We start from the raw sequence: 719 nt of genomic DNA, 5'->3' as shown, positions 1-719 counted from the left end.
GCCTTTGCCCTTCGGCATAGATCGTGTCGAAGGCCAGGGAAGATTTCCCCGAGCCCGACAGGCCGGTGATAACGGTAAGACTATCGCGCGGAATATCCACGTCGATATTCTTCAGATTATGCTCGCGCGCGCCGCGCACACTGATTCTCTGATGCATAGCGCCTATCTAACAGAACAAAAAAAGGTACATGCAAGCCCAAAGACTCTGTTATAAGAGTCCGAAGCGAGCAGGTGACAGCGCCCCCTGTTCCTCTATAGGCTGCGCGCCGAGAGCGACAAGGTCGCGTTAGGCAAAATAGACGAGGTTCGGCATGGCGGGGAGCGTCAATAAGGTCATTCTGGTCGGCAATCTGGGGCGCGACCCCGAAGTGCGGACCATGCAGGATGGCCGCAAAGTGGTTAATCTCTCCATCGCAACGTCGGAATCCTGGCGGGATCGGGCGACGGGGGAGCGCAAGGAGCGGTCGGAATGGCACCGCGTGGTGATCTTCAACGATCGCATCGCTGATGTCGCCGAGCGTTTCTTGAAGAAGGGTGCGAAGGTGTACCTGGAAGGCCAGCTTCAAACACGCAAATGGACCGATCAAAGCGGCCAGGAAAAATACACCACCGAAGTGGTGCTGCAACAATATCGCGGCGAACTCACCATGCTCGATGGGCGCGGTGATGGCGGCGGGGGCGAGGGCGGCTACGGTGGCGGTGCGTCGGGTGGCGATTAC

General features: G+C 58.4%; 2 protein-coding genes. One reads left to right on the top strand and one right to left on the bottom strand.

Going from position 1 to position 719, the window contains the following annotated elements:
• Positions 1-157, bottom strand: a 157-nt coding sequence (locus VZ95_RS24470) for an ATP-binding cassette domain-containing protein (protein WP_045777188.1), incomplete at its 3' end; no start/stop codon positions are given.
• Positions 158-311: 154 nt separating this feature from the next.
• Between VZ95_RS24470 and ssb the strand changes: the two genes are divergently transcribed.
• A partial coding sequence (ssb, locus tag VZ95_RS18590) for a single-stranded DNA-binding protein (RefSeq protein WP_045777187.1) occupies positions 312-719 on the top strand: 408 nt, incomplete at its 3' end.

Origin of the sequence: Elstera litoralis (genome assembly GCF_000963705.1) — a bacterium.
In the GTDB taxonomy this organism is placed as follows: Bacteria; Pseudomonadota; Alphaproteobacteria; order Elsterales; family Elsteraceae; genus Elstera; species Elstera litoralis.
The sequence above is the reverse complement of the archived record's forward strand: the minus strand, read 5'-3'. Positions and strand labels throughout refer to the sequence as shown.